Source organism: Mucilaginibacter dorajii, from assembly GCF_024808255.1.
In the GTDB taxonomy this organism is placed as follows: domain Bacteria; phylum Bacteroidota; class Bacteroidia; order Sphingobacteriales; family Sphingobacteriaceae; genus Mucilaginibacter; species Mucilaginibacter dorajii.
Genome location: NZ_JANTYS010000007.1, coordinates 295,385 through 317,812 on the forward strand (window position 1 = coordinate 295,385; position 22,428 = coordinate 317,812).

General features: G+C 43.3%; 16 protein-coding genes. 9 read left to right on the top strand and 7 right to left on the bottom strand.

Annotation, left to right across the window (positions count from 1 at the left end):
- Positions 1-242 precede the first annotated feature (242 nt).
- Both FHS10_RS12120 and FHS10_RS12125 read left to right on the top strand, forming a co-directional pair.
- The gene (locus FHS10_RS12120; RefSeq protein ID WP_259090913.1) at positions 243-2,678 is read left to right on the top strand and encodes an ABC transporter permease; all 2,436 of its coding nucleotides are present in this window, start codon (positions 243-245) and stop codon (positions 2,676-2,678) included.
- Positions 2,679-2,853: 175 nt separating this feature from the next.
- Positions 2,854-5,238: an ABC transporter permease gene (locus FHS10_RS12125; RefSeq protein ID WP_259090917.1), complete on the top strand. Its 2,385-nt coding sequence runs from the start codon at positions 2,854-2,856 to the stop codon at positions 5,236-5,238.
- 411 nt (positions 5,239-5,649) lie between these two features.
- Here FHS10_RS12125 and FHS10_RS12130 read toward each other — a convergent pair whose 3' ends face one another.
- Positions 5,650-8,766, bottom strand: coding sequence for an AsmA family protein (locus tag FHS10_RS12130; protein ID WP_259090923.1), 3,117 nt, complete (start codon positions 8,764-8,766; stop codon positions 5,650-5,652).
- Positions 8,767-8,909: 143 nt separating this feature from the next.
- Positions 8,910-9,770, bottom strand: a complete 861-nt coding sequence (locus tag FHS10_RS12135) for an ankyrin repeat domain-containing protein (protein ID WP_259090925.1) — start codon at positions 9,768-9,770, stop codon at positions 8,910-8,912.
- Between the two features lie 222 nt (positions 9,771-9,992).
- On the opposite strand from FHS10_RS12135, the gene FHS10_RS12140 reads away from it, so the two are divergent.
- Positions 9,993-10,754 carry a hypothetical protein gene (locus tag FHS10_RS12140; protein ID WP_259090927.1) on the top strand — a complete coding sequence of 254 codons (762 nt, stop codon included), beginning with the start codon at positions 9,993-9,995 and terminating at the stop codon, positions 10,752-10,754.
- A gap of 9 nt (positions 10,755-10,763) precedes the next feature.
- Here FHS10_RS12140 and FHS10_RS12145 read toward each other — a convergent pair whose 3' ends face one another.
- Positions 10,764-13,229 (bottom strand): TonB-dependent receptor, encoded by a 2,466-nt coding sequence (locus tag FHS10_RS12145; RefSeq protein ID WP_259090929.1) that lies wholly within the window; start codon positions 13,227-13,229, stop codon positions 10,764-10,766.
- A 574-nt stretch (positions 13,230-13,803) separates the two neighbouring features.
- Here FHS10_RS12145 and FHS10_RS12150 point away from each other — a divergent pair.
- Both FHS10_RS12150 and FHS10_RS12155 read left to right on the top strand, forming a co-directional pair.
- Positions 13,804-14,214, top strand: coding sequence for a response regulator (locus FHS10_RS12150; RefSeq protein WP_259090931.1), 411 nt, complete (start codon positions 13,804-13,806; stop codon positions 14,212-14,214).
- 52 nt (positions 14,215-14,266) lie between these two features.
- Positions 14,267-14,626, top strand: a complete 360-nt coding sequence (locus tag FHS10_RS12155; protein ID WP_259090932.1) for a response regulator — start codon at positions 14,267-14,269, stop codon at positions 14,624-14,626.
- Here FHS10_RS12155 and FHS10_RS12160 read toward each other — a convergent pair.
- Entirely contained in the window at positions 14,623-14,940 is a 318-nt protein-coding gene (locus FHS10_RS12160; protein ID WP_259090934.1) for a hypothetical protein, read from the bottom strand. The genes FHS10_RS12155 and FHS10_RS12160 overlap by 4 nt on opposite strands.
- A 113-nt stretch (positions 14,941-15,053) precedes the next feature.
- Here FHS10_RS12160 and FHS10_RS12165 point away from each other — a divergent pair, with 113 nt between their 5' ends.
- The gene (locus tag FHS10_RS12165) at positions 15,054-16,298 is read left to right on the top strand and encodes an arsenic transporter (RefSeq protein WP_259090936.1); all 1,245 of its coding nucleotides are present in this window, start codon (positions 15,054-15,056) and stop codon (positions 16,296-16,298) included.
- Positions 16,299-16,307: 9 nt separating this feature from the next.
- On the opposite strand, the gene FHS10_RS12170 is transcribed toward FHS10_RS12165, so the two are convergent.
- Entirely contained in the window at positions 16,308-16,850 is a 543-nt protein-coding gene (locus FHS10_RS12170; protein WP_259090938.1) for a hypothetical protein, read from the bottom strand.
- Positions 16,851-16,898: 48 nt separating this feature from the next.
- Positions 16,899-17,243, bottom strand: coding sequence for a hypothetical protein (locus tag FHS10_RS12175; protein ID WP_259090939.1), 345 nt, complete (start codon positions 17,241-17,243; stop codon positions 16,899-16,901).
- Positions 17,244-17,346: 103 nt separating this feature from the next.
- Between FHS10_RS12175 and FHS10_RS12180 the strand changes: the two genes are divergently transcribed.
- Positions 17,347-18,369, top strand: a complete 1,023-nt coding sequence (locus tag FHS10_RS12180) for an SDR family NAD(P)-dependent oxidoreductase (protein ID WP_259090941.1) — start codon at positions 17,347-17,349, stop codon at positions 18,367-18,369.
- 85 nt (positions 18,370-18,454) lie between these two features.
- Positions 18,455-19,276, top strand: a complete 822-nt coding sequence (locus tag FHS10_RS12185; RefSeq protein WP_259090942.1) for an AraC family transcriptional regulator — start codon at positions 18,455-18,457, stop codon at positions 19,274-19,276.
- Positions 19,277-19,287: 11 nt separating this feature from the next.
- Here FHS10_RS12185 and FHS10_RS12190 read toward each other — a convergent pair whose 3' ends face one another.
- The gene (locus tag FHS10_RS12190; RefSeq protein ID WP_259090944.1) at positions 19,288-19,809 is read right to left on the bottom strand and encodes a hypothetical protein; all 522 of its coding nucleotides are present in this window, start codon (positions 19,807-19,809) and stop codon (positions 19,288-19,290) included.
- Between the two features lie 287 nt (positions 19,810-20,096).
- On the opposite strand from FHS10_RS12190, the gene FHS10_RS12195 reads away from it, so the two are divergent.
- A complete protein-coding gene (locus FHS10_RS12195; protein WP_259090945.1) occupies positions 20,097-22,280 on the top strand; it encodes a glycoside hydrolase family 31 protein in 2,184 nt (727 codons plus the stop codon).
- Positions 22,281-22,428 lie beyond the last annotated feature (148 nt).

Below are 22,428 nucleotides of genomic sequence, written 5' to 3' on the forward strand. Positions count from 1 at the left end.
AATAGGGTTTGTTTGGCATAGGTACCAACGCGTAAATAACGATATTGAAGATTGCTTTATTATTAACAAATAGTGCAGAAATAGCGTTGATACAGAAACGAACGCATCCTGTCCGTTTTTGATACAGCCTCAAAGGCAAAATCTTTGCAAACAATTAATATTCAAATAATTAGCATTTGGCATTGTATTTATTGACTATTTATATCGAGCCGTTTTAAGTCACTCATTTATAGCCCATTCAAATGATAAAGAACTATTTCAGGACTGCCTGGCGCATCCTTTGGCGCAATAAAATTTATGCTTCAATTAATATCCTTGGATTGGCTTTAGGGATATGTGCATGCATTACCATTTACCTGATCGCCAGTTACGAACTAAGCTTTGATACATTTCATCCCGATAAGGATCGCATCTTCCGGGTGATGACCACCGTCCATTTTGCCGCTGGTGATAAGGATGTGATGAGTAAAGTACCCTATTCCTCGGTGGCTGCTGCCCGCCATGAGCTTCCTGCTATTGAAGCGATTTCCGCAGTGAGCATGTACTACGCCAAAATTGGTGTGCCAGATGGTAATAAGCCAATCAAAAAGTTTGACAGTTCAATCGATGGAGCGTACTATCTGGGCACGATAGTGGCCGAGCCTCAATATTTCAAGATCTTTAACTATCACTGGCTTGCCGGAAGCCAGCAGACCGCTTTGAATCAGCCTTATAAAGTAGTGCTTACCCTCAGCCGGGCACAAAAATATTTTGGAAATGTTGATCCCGGGAGCCTCCTTGGCCGGGAAATAGTTTATGACGACTCTCTTCGTGTGCAAATCTCGGGAATTGTGGAAGACTGGAAGAAAAATACAGACTTCGCATTTACCGATTTTATCTCTTACAGCACGGTTCAAAACAGTTTCTTGAAAAAAGCGTTTGCAGACGACTGGAATCATATGTCCACCCAGGCTTTTGTTAAACTGGCTCCCGGTATCAGCCAGGCCAAGGCTAATGACGGACTTGCCGCTATCGTTAAAGCTTATGCACCTAAAAACCCCGATATACGGCTTACGCTATGGCTGGAACCAATTACAAAAGTGCATTTTGACGCCGACGTTGTAGAAAACCAGATCCGTACAGCCGATCTTCCCATTGTATACGGAATGATCGGTACGGCCCTATTTATCCTGTTACTGGCCCTGGTCAACTTCGTTAACCTGGCCACCGCGCAATCTATTCAGCGCACAAGGGAAATGGGGGTCCGAAAAATCATGGGCAGCAGCACTACAGGTATCATGATACAGTTCCTGATAGAAACTTTCATGGTCACCTTCCTTGCCCTGATCATTGCGCTGTTATTGGTTAACCCTGTGCTTTTTGCATTTAAGGCATTTATTCCACAAGGAGTTAGTTTCAGACTATTGGAAACCAATACTCTGCTTTTTATATTAGCTATAACGCTGGTCACTTGTTTATTTGCAGGCCTGTACCCGGCAAGAACCTTAGCGGTTTATTCGCCGGCACTGAGCCTGAGAGGTTCCGGAATCCCCGGTGGCGGACATTGGTGGCTGAGAAAAGGATTGATTGTTTTCCAGTTCACCCTGTCGTTGGTTTTTATCATCGGCAGCCTGGTCGTCCATCAGCAATTAAGTTATACCCGCAGCAAAGCGCTGGGTTTTAATACCGATGCCATCGTTATCCTGCCAACCAGTCGCAAGGCCCCGGCAAAACAAATGAATGTGTTAGCGCAGCAATTAAAACAGATACCGGGCGTCAGCAGCGTTGCCGGCGAGCAGTACACACCAATGGATGGCAGGGATGGCAACATCGCGCTGAAATTGAACGGAGTAAACGGAGCCGAAACCCGTATACCTGAATTGTCGGGCGATGAACATTATTTGTCGCTATACGGCATGAAGCTGCTTGCCGGACGAAACCTTTTACCAGCAGACAGCTTAAAGGAATATGTGATCAATGAAACCTTTTTGCACTTGCTTGGGCTTCGTGAACCACGGCAAGCTATAGGCAAAATGCTGCTTTATCAAAACAAGCCTTACCCTATTGTGGGTGTAGTTGCCAATTTTCATGAAAAGTCCTTCCACGAAAGCATCAAACCTGTCTGCATCGTAAATATTCCAAAAATGCAGCAGGACCTTGCCGTTAAGCTGGCTGTCAGCGACAAGCAACCTGCCGCACTGAAGCTAACCCTGGCACAAATCGAAAAATCATGGAAGGATATATATCCGGGAGAGGTGTTTGACTTTCGTTTTTTTGATGAATCGATAGCGCTTTTATATGAGAAAGATTACCGCACAGCAAAACTGATTAATGCCGCGACATTTATCGTTATCTTTATTTCCTGCATTGGGTTATTTGGACTAACGATATTCACCACTAAAAGAAGGACGGCAGAGATTGGGATACGGAAAGTACTTGGCGCAAGTGTAACCAATATTACCCTGATGCTCTCTAAAGATTTCGTCGTACTTGTACTGGCGGCATTGGTAGTTGCGTCTCCTGTTGCCTGGTATTTGATGGACCGGTGGCTGCGAAATTTTGTATACCGCATCGCGATAAGCTGGTGGATGCTTGCATTATCTGGCTTTGTGGCAATCGTTATAGCGCTATTAACCATAAGCTTTCAGTCGATCAAAGCTGCCATGATGAATCCGGTTAAAAGTTTGAGAAGTGAATAACACAGCCCCCCGTTCGCTTACGTGCGGTGAGTGTACGCTACCGAACACTTAAAACTTCGCAATAAAATTTCAACTATTTAACAATCAAACACTTAAAACTTCGGCACAATTATTACAGGTTTAAACCGGTATTGTAGCTAAACGTATTACTGTCAACCTATTAACTGATAACGCAATGATCAAAAACTACATCAAAACAGCCTGGAGAAATTTGCTCCGCAGCAGGGTTTATTCGCTAATTGCCATTTTGGGCCTGGCCATAGGGCTATCGGTAAGCATTTTACTTTTTTGGGGAGTTAATGATGAATTGGTTTATGATACGCAATTTGCCGATGCGCACAACATCTATCGTCTGAATGCCAAAATTAAAATGGGCGATAATAACTACGATACCTGGACGAGTGCCCCTGCCCCAATCGCGGCTACGGCTTTAAATAATTTCCCCGGGGTTGAAAAAGCGGTTCGTTACAATACCCGCCAACAGTTGGTAACCGCCGGCGAAAACCACCTGATAGAAAAAAAAGTAGCTTACACCGAGCCTTCTTTCTTCGACATTTTTCACATCCAATTTATTAAAGGAAACGCCGCAACAGCCCTTGCCGAGTTAAACAACATGGTGCTTAGCAATGCTACCGCCGTCAAATACTTTGGTTCGGCAGATAAGGCGATGGGTAAAACCATGCTCCTGGGCGAAAAACAGGAACCCTTTGTGGTGTCGGCCGTTATGGCCGATATGCCCGAACGGAGCAGCGTGCGCAAAGATATTTTGTTATCATTAAACGTGGTGCGCAAAAACTTTGGGGGCAACGGCAAATGGAAAACCATTGATGAGGATTGGGGCAATTTTGGATTCAGCACATTTTTTAAACTGAAGCCCAATACCAACGCACAATTACTGGCCAAACAGCTATCAGACATTCACCTCAAAAACAACGGCTTTGTAAAAAAAGGCGATGTTACCTACCTGTTTCAGCCGCTTAACCAATTGCGCCTTTACAATCCGGATCTTAGTCCGGCAGGTATCAAAGTGGTTAAGATCTTTACATTGATAGGTATCCTTATTTTGTTGATTGCAGTTATCAACTACATTAACCTATCTACCGCCCGGGCTACCAAACGTGCTAAAGAGGTTGGTTTAAGGCGGGTGGTGGGTGCCGGCAGGCCGCAGCTGATCATGCAGTTTGTTACGGAGTTTGTGCTGATATTTTTTGCAGCGCTGGCCTTATCCTCATTTATAATCCCTATGCTGGTACCGCTTTACCAAAGCATTAGCGGTAAAGATTACCCTATTGATTACTGGAACGGATCTACCCTGCAAATTATTGGCTGGGTTGGCCTGGGCACCATTGTAATGGCCAGTATTTACCCCGCCTGGGTGCTATCATCATTTAACCCAACCGATGTTTTAAAATCGGCCTTTAATACTTCGGCAAAGGGTGGGTGGCTGCGTAAAGGATTAGTGATACTACAGTTTACGTTTTCTATCCTGCTTGTCATTTGCACCGTGGTAGTATCCAAACAACTACATTTTATCCAAACCAAAAACCTGGGTTATAACCGCGAAAATGTTTTTTTAGTGCAGATGAACGACAATATGGGCAAGCATCTGCAAACCGTGATCAACGATTTAAAAACCAATAAACACATTACCAGCGTAACTTTTGCTACCGATGATGTGATGCAGATGGGTTCAAGTACCGATAATATTACCTGGCCCGGCAAATTAACTACCAATACCGAAGCACATATCAGCCCGATGGAGATAGCTGCCGATTTTACATCGGTAATGCAAATGAAGTTTGCCGATGGCGATGGCTTTACCAACGCACCGGTTGATAGCGCTTATTACCTGGTAAATGAGTCGGCAGTAAAAATGATGGGGTTGAAACACCCGGTGGGTACATTGATCAGTCTTTGGGGCAAATCGGGCCAGATCAAAGGCGTGTTAAAAGATTTCAATAATAACTCGCTTAAAACCGATATCTCACCTGCTATTTTCAGAGCCGCGAAATCGGCCGAATATGGCGGTGTATTATATATTAAGGCACAATCAGAATATATTAAAGACGCGGTTAGTCAAACGGAGAAGATATACCACAGCTATAACCCGGTACACCCTTTTGATTACCAGTTTATGGACGATAATTTTGATGCCATGTACCGCAAGGATATTCAAACCGGGCAATTGTTCAAGGCCTTTGCCGGGGTTACCATATTGTTGAGTTGTTTGGGCTTGTTTGGCCTGGCTGTGTTTACCGCCGAGCGCCGTACCAAAGAAATTGGCATCCGTAAGGTATTAGGTGCAAGCGTACAAAATATATCTTTGCTCATATCCCGCGAATTTGCATGGCTTGTAATAGCCGCCAATGTGATAGCCTGGCCGATAGCCTGGTACCTTACCCATCAATGGATCCAGGAGTTTGTGTATCGCACAGAAATTAGCTGGTGGATCTTTGCCGCGTCGGGCATTGTTTCCTTAATGCTGGCCTTAATTACCGTAAGCTCGCAAGCCATCAGGGCTGCCTTAGTTAACCCAATTAAGAGTTTGAAGGTGGAGTAACCTGGGAATAAGGATTTGGGGAACAAGGAATAAAGATCTTTCGTAACTGATGAAAGACTTACGAAATTTTGAAAATTTCGTAAGTCTGGGTTCTACAAGTTGTCATGAATAGGCACAAAGCAATCTCATACTCTACAGGGCAGATTTGCGCAGTTCGCGATTGCTTCGTTCCTACCCATGACGTTTTGTAAAAAATGTTTGTCATCCTGAGGAACGAAGGATCTTCTTCGCCCTGCTCATCGCAGACTTTTATAGTGAAGAAGATTCTTCGTGCCTCAGAATGACAGGGTTTAGAGGATAGTTTTTACGTCATTTCCACCTTCACAGTCCGCCGGATTTTATAACTCGCAATGACATTGATTTATCGATGACAGCCTTACGAAGTTTTGAAAACTTCGTAAGGCTGATTATTTACTCCCCTTCTGGCGTCTCTTTCAGCTCATCTTCTTTTTTCCCTTTACCCAGGTGAATAATTGGTTTATCCTGCGTGCCGGTAATGGTCATAGGTATACCGAAGATGCCCAGCGGGGGCAAGCCCAGGCGAAACTGCATATTCAGTTTGCCATCAAAACTTACCTGCCCTTCAAACCTTGGGCGAAAGCCGGCCATGCGCATTTTGGTGCGTTGTATGGTGATGATGTTATTGGCAATGGTGGTCTTTATATCTACTTTGCTTACATCGTTTTTGCCGCCTAAGCTATCCCTGCCGGTGGTTTTGCCAACGGCACTAAACAGTTTAAAGCCTTTTACTTTTACCTTTTTTACCGATAGCACGCCTCCACCTTTTAGCGATGGGTAAATGGGTTTCATATCGCCGTTAAGCTTACCGCTTAACTGATAATTTAATGAAACAATACCCTGCACATTGGCTGCTGACGTAGCCATATCATGAAACAATTTTACCTCGCGGTAAGCCCGGTTAATGTCGAACTCTTTGGCGTCAATGTGGTAATCAAAATACGCCTTTTGCGGGCTCACACTGCCATAGGTAGCATCCATTACTACCGGTGCCCCTATCAGCGTAAAACCCGTTTGTTTCAAAACAATTTGCCCTTTGCTGATGCTCATTTGCCCCTTGGCATCGTTAATATCCAATCCGTTATATTTTACCTTTTTAACGTTGGCAGTAAAGTTAAGGTCCAGGTTAGATGGCACCAGGATAACACCCGATTTGGCTGCTTTCGGGGTTGATGGCCCGGCTGCAAAGGCCATAAAATCGTCGGCAATGATCAAACCGCTGCTCAGGTTAAACTCCCCCTTCAGGGGCGAATTTGGTTTAACCGCATAGTCTATTACGTTTGATAAAGCCCCATCAAGCACAATTACCGATTTACCGTAGTTGGCGGTAAATTTATCAAACTTCATTTTATCCTGGTTAAAGCTAAACAGGCCGGTTTTGATCAGGAATGGCTTGGGGAACAGATCAGATGTTAATGTGATATCTTTCACCTTCATAGTACCAGAGTTGGCCAATTGGTCATACCTGCCCGCAGTAGCATCGCTTTGTTTACCTTTTAAGGATAGATTGGTAACTATGGTTCCTTTAACATTGTAGCCCTTCATGGCAAAAACCTGGTAAATTTTGCCAATATCCAGTGATCCGTGCGATTTGATGCTATAATCAAGGTTATCAAAGTTCTTAAGATTGGCTTTCAGCATAAAAGGCTGGCCTTCAAAGGTGAACGACACGGGTTTAATATTCACCTTCAATCCTTTTAACGAACCTGTATTATTGCTGATGGCGGTACTCACCTCAATATTTTGAACCGGGTGCGGGTAGTATTTGGTTTGGATGTAGCCACCATGCAAATCTATCTGCGCATTGGTAACCGGGAAGATCCTGCCGGCCGGGATGTACCGGCCCTTGGTTTGCACATCGGCGTCCAGGTTGCCCCTTAGGTCGATACTATCAACCGGGTATATCTTTTTAATATCGGCCAGATCGAATTTGGCTTTCAGATCAGCATCAATGAGCGCACCGGCCGTGTTGCTCATTTTTAAATAACCTTTAATATAGTTGTTTAAGGCATTAATATTCAAATTGCTTAAAGCCATGGTAACGTGGGCAGGGTTACTATCCGGACTGCCGGCATTTAAATCGAAACTGATATTTTTCATGGCCTCGGGCAGTTTGACGTATTTGATATACCCGTTCCGGAAAGATGAGTTAAATTTAAACTTAGGGATGCTGGTAATCACCGTATCAATATGATGGCGGATGCCGGTTTTCCTGATCCCCTTAGCATATTTACCTTCGGCAACCAGGTGCAATGAATATCTGCCTTTTACATCAAACGCTTTTACGCCAAAAGCACGGTTCCATTTTTCGAGGTCAATCTCGGTATTAATCTTGGCAAATACCTGGGGCGATTTAATGCCCTTTACCTTGATCACCGAACCAAAATAATCCTTACCAATATTGAAGTAAACCGAATCGATATTCAGATCGAGGTTATCAGGATTACAGCCGGGTAATTTAGCCTCCATATTCAGGAACAGGTTTTTAACCGGCTCGGGCGTTTTTTTATTGGCGATATAACCATCGCGAATCTTCATGCTAAAATCCAGATCGGGCATTTGTTTGGTTGCAGCTATGTATTTGCCAATAAGCGACATGGTGATTTTGCCCGTTCCGTTTATTTCGGTGTCATCAGTCCATTTGGCATATTCGGCAGGCAGGGCAGTAAAAATATCACTCAGGTCGTGCTGATCGCTCCTGATCCTGAAATCCATACTGTACCCATCTTTCAAAAACTCAAACTTGCCTTTAAACTCAACCGGCAGCTCATTGATCATGAGGTTGTTTTTTTGAAAAATGAAAGCAAACGATTTGGTGTTGATGCTGGTTACCAGATCGGCGTTTACTTTTTTATGGTAGATGTAGGGTTGATTGCCATAGCTAAAATCGACAGAACCAATTTCGGTATGGGTATATAAATCGAAAACATCTTTGCTTAAATCGCCGCTCCCCTTGTAGTTAAAATCGCGGGCATCAACCAATAACGGCATCGATTTATCACTATACACCAGGTGGCTTTTTTCAATCAATATCTGTTCGATACCTAAGGAAGCACTGGCTGTATCTGCCGTCTGCGCAGATTGGGCATTTTTAGCTTTGTAAACGTTATAGTTGGCATGCCCGGCGCTATCAACCTCAATATTGATGGTGGCCTTGCTCAGGTAAATGCGGTTGATGTTAATTTTACTTTTAAACACCGACGAAAGATCAATTGCCAATGAAACTTCTTTAGCCGCTACCAATGTATCATTCTGAAAAGGTGCGCTGCCATTTAGCGAAAAATCATTCAGTGTGAGTGTTAATGCCGGGAATTTTTTGAAGAATGACAACCTTGTTCCCGAAAAATTGAGTTTGCCATTGATACTGCCGCCGGCCCATTGCTTTATTTTATTGGTGATGGTTTGCGGAAACAGGTATGGCAGTAAAAACATTAACGCTAACAAGCCAACAAGGGTGATGCCTGTAATTTTAAGCGTTTTGAAAACGACTTTTTTTATTTGGATGGGCATAAGCAGAGTTCTTCAGGTGGCATAAAGATAAGCCTAAAACCACAGCCCACAACGGATTTTAACATTATTACAAACCAAACAACAGCTTATTAACCCAAGCTTAAAAAATTAAATTACTTTGATTAAAATAAAAAGAATTGAGGCTATTTATCTTTCAAATAGTCGGCAATTACAGCATAACCCTGCCGGGTTTCCTCGTCAGGGCTTTCGTCATTTTGCATGTATTGGGCCCAACCCAGGGGTGTGCCACCGTATACTTTATCGGGCACATCAAGCCTTGCGCCTGCCTCTACCAACAACTTTACAGCTGCTAACGAGCCCGAGGAAACCGCCTGGTGCAAGGGCGTAGCATGACTATGGAACCCCTCCTTATTTTCGGGGTATCCGTTTACCGGCGCGCCGATGCTTAATAAATAGGCTATGATATCCGGCTTGCCATAAAATGCGGCGGTGGTAAGCGCTACCAGTAATTCATGTTTGCCGGCGGTGGCAGTCATCATTTTAACATCCTCCATCAAATCTAAACCAACTGCTGCCGCCAGGGTAAGCTTGCCACCGCGTTTAATCAAATGAGCGGCAGCTTCCACATTGCCATGGGCCAATGCGCCCAGGCCGCCAGCCGGTGTAGCGCCGGCGCCAATAAGTGCATCCATCATGGCTATTTGTACACCACACTCTTTGGGGATGCGGCCGGTGGCCACCAGGCCAAGGGCATAATCTATTTGATATTGCGCGGTATCCGCCGCCTCGTTTTTCACAAACAGGATGAGCAATTGCGTTATATCAATAATGTTGGCAGCCAGTTTTTCAACGCGGATAGGATTATCAGCTACAAACCAAATCAGGTAAGGGTTTTGGAAATATCCAGGCTCTGGGTAATCCAGCCTTTCGCGCACCAGGCGTTTGTTATGGGTTAGCAATTCTTCCAGCAAAACAATATCCCCGCTGTCAATAGCTTCAACAGCTTGCAAAAATAAGGGATCGGTGATATCGGTGTTATTCATTCGGCAGTGTAAATTTAAACATGGAATCGTTAATTTTCTTATTGTAGAGACGCATATTTGCGTCTCCCACATGCAAATCAAGCATGCTGGTTAATCCTGCAAATTCGCTCTGTAAATCCTGAATGTCCTGCGGGAGACTACATTAAAAATCCCGGTTTTTAGATTAAAGATACATATGTATCTTTAAATCCGGCGACATCAACGCTATTTGAACTCAAAACCATGAAAAATATCTTCTGCATCGTCCTCTTTTTATTTGTAATCACTGGTGCCCGAGCTGATGACAAGCCGGCTATGATCAAAAGGTATCGCTACATTATCAAACTGATTCAGGCAGATAAGGCAGAAGAGTTATCAAAGCTGGTGGCCTATCCGCTTAAAAGAGAAAATCCTTTAAAAGATATTGCCAATGCTAAAGAGTTTATAGCCTATTACCCTGTTATGTTTGATGCGGCATTCAAGAAAAAACTGTCTGGGTTTCGGGGTAGTGCTGTAATGGAACAGCATGGTAACTTTGGCCTGGTTGGCGAGGAGTTTAGCGGGGAGATGTGGCTGAATGAAAAAGGGCTGATAATGTCTGTCAATTACATTTCAAAGCGCGAACAGGATTTAAAAGACCAGCTGACCAAATCAATCCAAAGCAAAATGCACCCTTCAATAAACCATTGGGATCAAAACGTATTGGTACTACAATCGCCCAAATTATTGATCAGGATTGACAGGACGATCGGCAATAATATCCGTTACGCATCATGGAGTAAAGGCCGGCCCACATCTGAAAAACCCGACCTTGTGCTCAACAACGGACTTGAAGAAGCACAAGGTACCATGGGCGGCTGGACCTACACCTTCAAAAGCGGCGACTGGACCTATGTTATAGATGATGTTGAAATGTGCGAGAAAGATGATCAATGCGGCTACTTCCTCAACCTTTCATTTAAAGGACAGGATAAATCGTCGACTAAATTAAAGTCCATTAAATAAGCCAGCTTATCAAAACGGAAACACCGCCTTAAAACTGATGTTCCTGCCGATGTTGTAGATGCCTAACCTGCCATTTGGCGAGGCGGTGTAATATTCAAAATACTTTAAACGGTTAAGATTTGATTGGTAAGCGGTATCAAACAGGTTATCTACCTGGAAAAAAAGCTCACATAATGTTTTCTCTGATCTCAGCTTGATGGTTGTGCCCGCGCCAACATTAATAAGCGTGTAGCCAGGCGTGGCAGTTTCTGTATTATCCAACGCGTAAAAGCGATTTTGGGCGGCATAAGCATCCGCTTCAGCCTTTAGATAGATCTTTGAAAACGCGCCATACGCCCGCTGCAAAGTAACCTTTAACTCCGACCGGATATGCAGCGGCGGAATAAAAGGCAGGTATTTTGCCGCACCGTTTGATTGCGCTACCAATTGCTTATTTTGATTAATACCTGTAACACAGGCCAGGCTATTGTTAAATGACAGCCATTTTACAGCACGCGGATGCAGGTTAACGGTAAATTCGGCACCGTAAAGCCGGGCTTTTGACTGCTGGTATTCATAGGTACTGTTACCGGGAACGATAACTACCGGCTTGCCCCCGGCATCGGTTAGTTTGGCCTGGTAAATGTAGTTGTCAACCTGGTTGTTAAAAAACTCGGCAGTCAGGTCGGCATCCGGCAGGTATGATATTATGCCCAGATCTTCCTGTAAGCTAAACTCGGGGTTAAAGCCCCTATTGCCTAAATAAACAATATGCGCACCGGGGTCAAGCCCGTTTGAGCCAATCTCGGTGATATTTGGTGCCCGGTAGCCACGGGCAATGTTTGCTTTAAGCAGTAACCTTTCGTTAATGTTATAGGTAAAACCCAAACTCCCCGATACACCTTTATACACATGTTTAAATGCCGGGAATTGCAGGTGGGCGCCAGCGGTATCGGGCAGTTTAATTTGCCGTTCAAAACCGTTTGCAGGGTTTGGCCCTACATAAAAATCGCGCCAGCTGATGTGGCGGTTGTCATACCTGATGCCACCCGAAATATCAAGCTTGCCGAACGTTTTCTTCATAAACAGGAAAGCACCTGCATCAAATAAATTATAATCGGGGATAGGAAAATCTGTCGCAGCCTTACTGCGGTTAGCCTGGTACATGCCGTTTACGCCGATGGTACTTTCTATACCGCCGATAGCCGGAAGATTATATTTCAGATCGTAGTTAAGCGTATTAAGCACCACATACAAACCCGCCTGTTGCGGCAAGGTGGGATGGTCATATTCCCGTCGTACACTTTGCTGAAGGCCAAGCGCGGCATCAAGGCTGCTATTGCCGATTTTTACCTGGTTATGGGTATAAAGCCGGTAATGTTGTATGCGCTGATGCAGGGGTGCTATGCCATATGATGTTAACTCGTTATTGCTAACCAGCGGCCGGGCTTTAATATCATCGGTTGCAATTTCATTTACCTGTTTGGTAAAACGCCGGGTAAGCGAATCACGGCTGCCATCGGGAATTTCCTGCTGGTTATCATATAATGTGGCCGCTATTTGCGAGTAGCCCCAATTTTTATCAAGCCTAACCATCCCCGATAAATTGTATTCCCTAAAGCCGGTGTTGTAAACGTAGCCATCAATTTTATTGTGATAATCATTTGCCGTTTTTATCGTAGCCCTGAACGCATAGCGCCAGCCGTTTTGCTTATAAGCCAGCCCCAGAGATGTGCCGATCATCCCGTTGTTGGTGTGGTAATCGGCCACATAATCGCCTTTCAAAACACTGTCCCGTCCGGCTGGCGTTGCGGGAATCAGGTTGATAACACCGGCTATGGCATCAGAACCATAGGTTAAACTGGCAGGCCCTTTGATTACCTCCGCGCGGCCAATACCATATTGGTCAATTTCGATACCATGCTCATCGCCCCATTGCTGCCCCTCCTGCCTGATGCCGTCATAAAGGGTTAGCACCCGGTTATAACCCAGCCCCCTGATGAAGGGTTTCGAAATATTTGGTCCTGTAGTAACCGCATTAACACCGGGAACGCCTTTCACAATGGCATCAATAATGTTGTTGTTCACGTTCTCGTTCATTTCCTTTTTGGTCATTACGGCTATAGGTACCGGGTTTTTGCGCAGCTCGGTAGCGCGAGATACGCCGGTAACCACAACTTCGTTCAACTTGGAGTAATTTTCTTTAAGACTACCGTTTAAAACGGTTGCCTGCTGCTTACTGATGGCTACCCTTAGTTTTTGAGGCAGATAGCCAATTGCCGAAAACGAGACCTCATAATTACCGGGCGCAATGTTTTGAAGCTGATAATAGCCTTTTTCGTTGGCAGTGGTGCCCTTGTTAGTTCCGGTTAAAATTATACTACCAAACGGAATGGGTTCGCCGGCAGTGGTAAGCCTGCCTTTTAACATGCCATTTTGAGCATGAGTAGTTAGCGTTAACAGGGAAAGGGTTAAGAACATGTACAATATTTTCATTGATCGACTTTTATTTTAATTGCAAAACAAATAAAAATAATTAGTCTTATCTAATTTTATTTACAATATAAATCTAATTTTAAAAAGGACTTTTAAATTGAGGATAGGTAGCCGCTACGCGGCATCGCGGGCGGGGTATATGGTTTGCTACAAATGGGTAGCCGCTATGCGGCAAAAACTTTCATAGTGGTGCTACATGGACATGTCGCGATTATAATTTGATACCGACAGAATGCCGCATAGCGGCTACCTATTTGTAGACAAAAAATTCAGCTAGTTCTTTTGCTCCATAGGAGCTACCCGCCTTTCTACATCTATACCTTCGAGGGCGATTTTTTTAATAGCAGGAAGGCACTTTGAAGGCTCTTTTTAACCAACAGCGCGATTTTTCCGCCCCGTTAAAACACCTACTGTTTTACCGTTAAAATACCGGGGTAGCTAATTAATAGGCAATACCTACATTAGCACTTGATATACACTAAACACTTGTGCTTATTAATTAATAACCATACCATATAATTGGAATTTATTTTTCTTTTATAAACATTTTCACAGTATATTAGTTTAATTATCCATGAAACCAAAAGATATAACTTCAAATATATTAGTAATTGATGATGGCGAAATTGATAATTATATTTTTGAAACGGTGGTAAAGAAGGTATTAACAAATTCAAAATTTGATGCCTGTATGGATGGCCAAAGCGCAATTAATAAACTGATGAGCATCAGCAGAACTACGCCCCATCTTTTTCCCGATTTTATATTTTTAGACCTAACCATGCCTATGATGAATGGCTGGCAGTTTTTGGATGAATTTAGTCGTTTGAATATCGACCCGTTGAAAAAAAGTAAAATATATGTGTTATCATCATCTGTATCAAACTTAGATAAAAACAGGTCGCTGTCAAACCCGCTAGTAGTTGATTTTATTTCAAAACCAATTAACCGTCACAAGATCCAGTCTATTTTTGAGGTTTCGTAAATCTCCCGGTACGCAACCAGGTATTTATTTTAACTTTAAGCTCTCTTTTACCATGCTAAAGAACATATTGATCATTGAAGACGACGCTGATATTTTAAGTACAGTTGAGTCGGTTTTAACTTACAACAATTTTGCTGTTACCGGACTTAGCCATACCCATGATATTATTGAATCTATTAAAGCCCACAGGCCAGATCTGGTACTAACCGATTATATGCTACCGGGAATGAATGGCGGCAAAATATGCCAGATGATTAAAAGCACCCAGGAAACCAAACACATCCCGGTAATCCTAATGTCGGCGTATCACAGGCAGGCCATCTCATTGGCCAATTTTAATTACGATATTTATCTGCCCAAACCTTTTGATATAGATAAACTGGTAAAAGCCATCAATAAGCTATTGAATTAAGGGTTATTTTTATGATAAATGGTATCATGAATGGCTGCGATAATTAAAACGATCGCTGCAATTATACCTAAAGGCACCGTAATAATACACAGCCAACCCAGTACCCCCAAGGGATTAAGCACATTGCCAAAAGAAATACCCAACCTCACGCAGGCATCTGTACCTCCCTCATTGATGTTACAACCCATGCAGTTGCCTATAAAACCTGCAGCAATAGAAACCAAAAGCGGTGCCAGCGCTAACAGAATAATGTATAAGTGATACCAAAGTATCTTTCGTAATTTATCGGGGGTGTGGAATATGATAGGTTTCACAACGCAATATAGACATTAGGGTAATTTAATAATTTCAGCTCCAATCATTTTGGCACATAAAAATTAATCATTGTAAGCATTAAATTCGCCGATACATTTTGTATTAATTTATAATGACGCACTTTACCATCTGGATCATTTCATTTTTAGCTATAGCAGGCGTTATTATTCGTCCGTTTAAAGTTCCCGAATTTATATGGGCCTTAGCAGGGGCAATTGTGTTGTTAATAACCGGTCTGATCTCTCCGCCCGAAGGGCTGAATGGCGTAGGCAAAGGCAGTGATGTTTACCTGTTTTTAACCGGTATGATGTTATTGGCCGAAACCGCCCGCGAAGAAAAACTTTTCGACTGGCTTGCTGCACATGCCACCAAAATGGCCAAAGGATCATCAGGGAGGTTGTTCCTGCTCATTTACCTGGTGGGTGTTGTTGTAACCGCTTTTTTATCAAATGATGCCACCGCAGTTGTTTTAACGCCTGCTGTGGCTGCAGCCGTAAAAGCCGCTAAAGTGAATAAACCGTTACCCTATCTCTTTATATGCGCGTTTATAGCCAACGCGGCGTCATTTGTATTACCAATATCAAACCCGGCAAACCTGGTTATTTATGGCAGCCATATGCCTGCCTTATTGCAATGGCTGCATACCTATGCCTTGCCATCCGCAGTTGCTGTGATTATAACTTATGCTATGCTGTATTTAACGCAGCGCAAAAATCTAAACCAGGCCATTGAAAGCGATATCAGTATTCCTTCGCTATCTACCGGTGGTAAAACCGCGTTGATTGGCATCGCGGCTACCGCCGTTATATTGCTGCTGTCGTCTGCTTTTGATATACAGCTGGGTTTGCCAACAGCCATTACAGGCATCATTACCTCGGCTATTGTGATCATCATGGCCAAAAAGAACCCCTTGGTTGTAATCAAAGGTGTTTCATGGTCTGTACTCCCCCTGGTAGCCGGTTTGTTTGTAATAGTTGAGGCGCTTAGCAAAACCGGGCTTATTCAAAACATAAGCACCATATTACAGCAAAGTGTAGCGCGATCTGTAAGTGGTACAGTATGGGGCAGCGGAATCATAACCGCCTTTAGCTGTAACTTCATGAATAATTTACCAGCAGGGCTTATTGCCGGTAACGCCGTGCAGGCAGGCCATATCCCCGAAATGGTAAAAAGTGCCATATTGATAGGCATCGATTTGGGGCCAAACCTATCTATTACCGGCTCGTTGGCTACCATATTATGGCTGGTAGCGTTGCGCCGCGAGGGAATAACCGTAAACGCGTGGACGTTTTTAAAACTGGGTTTTATAGTGATGACTGTAGCTTTGTTATTTACAATAGGCGCATTGTATATTTAACCCGGCGTGTTAAGGTAAATTATAAAAATCGGACCTGTAAATCACATAACAAAACACCAGGATGGCTCCCACCAAATACCATATAAACGATACATCCCGTTGTTTTTGATAATCGAAACTATACAGGATAACGTTATTGTACTCAAACTGACTTACACAGTTCCTTTGGCTGAGGACGGATAGGCTGAGTACGTTGTAAAGCCCGGTTGCCATATAAATAGTAACGTTTCCGCCTGGTTTAAGTGTTTCACTAATGGGGTAAACGTTACCATCCAGGTTAATGGTGTAAGTAATGCCGTTATTTAGAGTAATGAGGTAGGCGTAATTTTTATTCATGATTCGCCCACGTCCCCGGGTATAGTAAGCCGGTCCCCTTTCTTTTTTAACCAAAGTTCCGGTAACCTTATGGAATTGGTTTGTAGTATACAACTGTGCGATAAGCTGGCAGCATAGCAATAAGGTCAGCATCCCCAAAAAAGAATACGCCACATATTTACTGTAGAATTTTTGTTTAGGTAGATTTTGATAATCGTTCCGGATGGTTTTGAACATGGTTTGGATTAGGTAAAGGTAGGAAACGGATTATGCAATGATGGTAAATTATCCTATTATCAAACCCGGATCTTTACCAATATCTGTTTTAAATTTTTCGAGCCATTGGTCTATCGAAATCGCAGTTTCTTCTGCGTGGTCGTCATAATAGATCCAGCCTTTTGTGAGTTTTGAAAGAGCGGTAAGATTGTCGATATCTGCCTGCGTGATCTTATCTATTCCGTATTCACGCTCGCCATTGATTACAGCATCCCACAAAACATATTCTAAATTAAGCATCCAACCTGCGTAGTAGGCTTTTTCTGATAGCTCGCCCATAAAATCGACAAGCTTTTTTTGATTCGGGGTTAAATCGGCATACATAGCATAAATATAAACATAAAAACAGATCATTCAACCCATAAAAATTGACGTTTTAAACAAAATACTTTGACGTTTTAAACAAAGCTGATTTATTGATCGCCCCGTAGCTTTGAGCTATTAAAAATTTAAGAAAATGAAATTAAAAGACAATTATAACGGGGCGTTTCAAACCCCAATCAATTCGGGTTTTGGCGCTACCTCAACTGTGCATGATGCGATACAAGGGATTAGCCTTAATGGAAAAACAGCCATTGTTACCGGCGGCTACGCCGGGATAGGGCTCGAAACCGTGAAAACTTTGGTAGCCGCGGGCGCTAAAGTAATTATACCTGCGCGGGATGTTGATAAAGCAACCGACAACCTGAAAGGTGTAACCAATGTAACGATAGAATACATGGATTTGATGGACCCGGAATCCATAGATGCCTTTGCGGCAAAATTCATGGCTACCAATGATCAGCTTCATATCCTGGTTAATAATGCCGGGATTATGTGGGTACCGCTACAGCGTGATAAACGAGGGTACGAATCGCAGCTTGCTACCAACCACCTGGGGCATTTTCAGTTAACCGCCAGGCTTTGGCCTGCGCTAAAGAAAGCCAATGGCGCAAGGGTGGTTAATGTATCATCGTACGGGCACCAGATGGCACCTTTTAATTTTGATGACCCCAATTTTGTGAACCGGGATTATGAAACCCTGCAGGGCTATGGTCAATCTAAAACGGCTAATAATTTATTCACGGTCGAGCTTGACCACCGTGGCAAAGCTTTTGGTATACGGTCATTTTCGGTGCACCCGGGATCGGTGATCGGTACTGACCTTGGAAGAGTAGCCCCAATGGCCTTATTTCAACAAATGGGTACGCACGACGCCAATGGCGACATCTTCCCCGAAGTAGCAGCCAAGCTCAAAAATGTGGAGCAGGGTGCGGCCACATCGGTATGGTGCGCTACCAACGCGCAATTGGATAATATTGGCGGTGTTTACTGCGAAAATGCCGATGTAGCCCAACTGGATGAAGGAAACATCGAACATAATTATAACGATCCTTCCTCGTTACACGGCGTGCAACCCTACTCGGTTGATGCGGAAAACGCCGCCAAATTGTGGACTTTAAGCGAGGAAATGACCGGCGTATCGTTCCAGGTAAATTAATAAAGCGCTGATAATACTCCGTTTTAAACAGGCTGGCCAAATATGCCGGCTTGTTTAATTTTTGTAGTTTTACTATTTGTACGCCATGGAATTTGAAACAAAATATATCACTCCCAATATTAAACTCTCGCTGTTTACCGGCAGGCTTTTTAAAACAGAGGTGATGTTTGAGCATCATATGCTGGTTTGGTTCATCTCGGGCGAAACCAAAATTATCCAGGCCGATGCTACTTATACTTTTAATGCCGGTGATACTTTTCTTATTCCACGTAACCAATTGGCCACCGTTATCAACTACCCTAAAGACGGAAAGCCGCACCAGGCGGTAGCTATGCATCTTACTAAAGATAGGCTAAAGGACTTTTACGCCAGGCATAAAACAACCGGCAGATTACATCCGCTTCAAAAAGTTTACCGATTTTCAAAGCATCCGTTATTGGAGAGCTGCCTGGCCTCACTGATCCCTTATTTCGACCTTGGTGAAAACCTCCCTCCTGATATCGCGGCCATCAAAATTGAAGAAGCCATCAGCATATTAAGGTCGATTGATAAAGATGTAGATGGCTCACTGGCCAATTTTGATGAACCCGGCAAAATAAACCTTACCGACTTTATGGAGCGCAACTACATGTTTAATATGACGCTGGATAGGTTTGGGTATTTAACGGGTCGCAGCCTGGCAACCCTAAGGCGCGACTTTAAAAAAGCCTTTAACACCACACCCCAAAAATGGCTTACCCAAAAACGCCTGCAGTTGGCCCACTATCACATAGCCGAAAAGCAGCGCAAACCCATTGATGTTTATGTAGAGGTGGGGTTTGAAAACCTGTCGCACTTTTCATACGCGTTTAAAAATCAGTTCGGGTATTCGCCAAATGAGCTGGTGGGAAAAAAACAAGCACCTTGAATTGAGCGCGTTTAAATACCGTTATAATATGCATAAATACCTACCCCCCGGGCCCGCCACAAGCTCAACTTTTTCTCAAAATCTTCGTTTTCCAAATATGATGTGATAACGAATTTCCGCATGTATTGATTGCCGTTTACATCGCCTAATGTAATCAGGTTTTTCCCCAACACTAAAGTTTTTGGATTACGTGGCGAAATCTTCAGGTTGATGTATTTTATTTGATCGAGCGGTATTTTAATGTTATCAATGATCAAATAGTCGTCGGCCAACACCAACTCACCATCGTTATGATATTTGCCAATGTTATAAGCCACCACCAGAACTAAAAAAAGAGCAGAGAAAATACCACAAGTACCTAATGATATATCAAAAAGCACCTCCAACAGAGATCTATCGTGATGGGAAATAGGCACACTATGCGGATTTAAGTAAGCAAGCAGTGCAACAGATGAAAATGTTATTACAGTTATACATAAACCAACTTTGTAAAACTTACTTGTTTTAGTCCAAAGATTTATCGTTAGCGTCATTTAAAATTAAAAGCCTTGATGCTGTTCAGCTGCACCCAAGATTTTAAATATACAAAAAACAGCCTAAGTATGTGGCTTACTGTTTTAATTGTGGCGATCAAAATTAGCCCAATCAGATTCCCGCATTAATCCCAGGTTTACTCAATGCTAAAGACTTACAAACTATATTTTGTTGCTTTTAAAGATTATCTGCAAAAAAATACAATTTACATAAATCGATTTAGCAAATTATTTCTAACTTACCTGCACTTAACACAACAGGGCTTAGCGCTAATCTTTTTCGCAAAATGAAAGTTAAAAAAAGACTACTCATGTTATTATTAATGGCTATGTTACAATCAGCCACCGTGTCTACAGCAACTGCACAAATAAGCAGGTTACCAAACGGGATTATTGTTAAAGCAGGGAAACAAAAAGTGAGTTTACTCACCGCTAATGGGGGAGCCTTTTGCCTAAGTTTAAACGACTCTGTTGCCCCGGCCACTATCAACAGCGTTTTCATTGACCCTGGTAATAAGGTAGTAACGCCTTATTCGGTGATCTCTGTCGCCCCATTATATGGCATCAAAACAACATATGGAAAATTGATGATTAATACTGCCACCAGGGTGTGGTTGTTATACGATGCGGCCGGCAAGCTGCTTATCCGCGACGGTACTTATTCATCTACAGGCACATCGATACAAATTACACATACCGCCAAAGGTTTGCTATATGGTTCCGGGAATAAATCATCCAAAGAACTCGAAAAAAACCAATCGGCTTCTGTTGTCGGCAATGGCGTTGTTGGCATTCCGTATTTTTGGAATAATGCGGGTTACAGTGCATTTGGTGTTTCGGTAAATGACGACACGCCTGCAACCTGGGACAGGACAAATGATAAAGCGGTATTGACATGGAAATTCACAGGAAAGGCAGCCAATTTATATTTATGGCCCGCTAAAACGATGTATGATGCCGCAAGTGGATACGTAAAACTCACCGGCAGGCCCAGGCTTCCGCCAAGGTGGGCTTTTGGTTATCAGCAAAGTCAGTGGGGCTGGGCCGATAGCGCTTATATAGCAGATGTTGCAATGAAATTCCGCACGCATAAATTGCCGGTAGATGCTTTTATTTTCGACTTTGAGTGGTACACCACATTGCCCGATTATGCTGTTAAAAAAGAAGGTAAAGAGGGCTTTACCGATTTTACCTTTAACCCTAAATTATTCCCCTACCCTGCCAAACAAATAGCGGGAATGAAAAGCCACGGCCTTAAATTCATCGGTATCCGTAAACCCAGGCTGGGTAATGCCGCCGCGTTGGATACCGCGAGGAAAAATGGCTGGCTCATTAACGCCAATACCGATAGCCGCGATTTAAACTTTAGCAATGCCGGTTTACGAAAATGGTACCACAAAAAAAACAAACCACTGATCAAAGCGGGTGTTGACGCCTGGTGGGATGACGAAGGCGAATCCTATTACACCTGCTATTATTGGTGGAATAAAGCACAATACGATCTGCTAACGTCAGCCCGGCCAAATTATCGTCATTTCACCTTAAACAGGGCCTTCAGCCCCGGCACCCAGCGTTTCGGCTACAGCACATGGAGTGGTGATATTATGTCAACCTGGCCATCTTTGGCCGATGTACCTAAGGATCTGCTTAATTTCAGCCTATCGGGAATGTACTACGGATCTTGCGATATAGGTGGTTTCCAGGGTACGCCAACTAAAGAAATGTTAGTCCGCTGGTTCCAGGCCGGGCTGTTTTTCCCTATCATGCGCTCCCACTCCAATATCGGCACTACCGCGCGTTTCCCTTTTCTTTGGGGTACCGACGGCGAGGACGCCATGCGCAAAGCGCTTAACCTAAGGTACCAGTTGCTGCCTTATATTTACAGCCTGGGCCACGAAGCTTATAACACAGGTGCCCCTATTATGCGGCCATTAGTTATGGAGTTTCCGGCAGATACCTCTGTTGCCAACATGACCGACGAATGGCTGCTGGGCAAAGGGCTATTAGCAGCCCCGGTATTAAATGCCGGCGGTAAGCGAAACATCTATTTACCTGCCGATACCTGGTTTGATTACCATACCGGCGATGTGATCATGGGCCCTAAAATTATTGCGGTTAACAAGGCCCTTGACGAGATACCGGTATATGTACGCGCTGGTACTATACTCCCGGTAGGTCCGGTTATTCAATATTCAGAACAAACATCGGCTACCCCACTTGAAATTCATATTTATCCCGGCAAAAACGGCAATTTTAAAATGACCGAAGATGATGGTGTATCTTACAACTATACTAAAAACGATACAAGAACAACCCTTTATTATTGGAATGATAAAACTAAAACTTTAACATGGAACGTAACGGGGCGCTATACTGGTAAAAATGTTTATAAAACAATTAAAGCAGTTTTAGGGGAGGAAGAAAAGATTACCACTATAGGAAAAAAAGGAAGGGTGGTTTTTAGGCGATAATTGATGATCGGCTTTTAATTGGATAAACCTGCTATTTATCACACCCAATCAATGGTATTCAAGGAAGCCTGTTTTGACAGACTCTATACTTGATGGTTGCATAATTTACAATATATTTGTTCACGTATAATTATTTAATCGCTATTGA